Source organism: Paraburkholderia sp. SIMBA_054, from assembly GCF_046534875.1.
GTDB classification, from domain to species: Bacteria; Pseudomonadota; Gammaproteobacteria; order Burkholderiales; family Burkholderiaceae; genus Paraburkholderia; species Paraburkholderia hospita.
The window spans coordinates 1-303 of the sequence record NZ_JAWRXV010000513.1 but is presented as its reverse complement, the minus strand read 5'-3'; the positions used below and the strand labels follow the sequence as shown (position 1 = coordinate 303).

At 67.0% G+C, this 303-nt stretch carries 1 protein-coding gene; it reads left to right on the top strand.

Translation table 11 applies throughout. The features are described from left to right. Positions 1-287: FAD-dependent oxidoreductase (locus SB822_RS56135; protein ID WP_410858982.1), on the top strand; the 287-nt coding region annotated here is incomplete at its 5' end. Positions 288-303: the final 16 nt, after the last annotated feature.

Sequence of the window (303 nt, the reverse complement as noted above, 5' to 3'; positions counted from 1 at the left end):
CCGCAACGATAGTCGACTATTGCTGGGGCGGTCTCGTAGACATCACCGTGGACCGTCTTCCGCGCGCCGGACAACACGACGGGCTTTACTACTCGATGGGTTACAGCGGGCACGGCGTGCAGATGTCCACGCATATGGGCCGCGTGATGGCGGACGTGATGTCCGGTTCCGCCGATGCCAACCCGTGGCGCGCGCTGCCGTGGCCGCCCGTGCCGGCGCATGCCGCGCGCCGGTGGATTCTGCCGCTCGTCGGCGTCTACTATCGTCTGCAGGACGTTCTGCACTGAGCCGATGCGGTGCGCG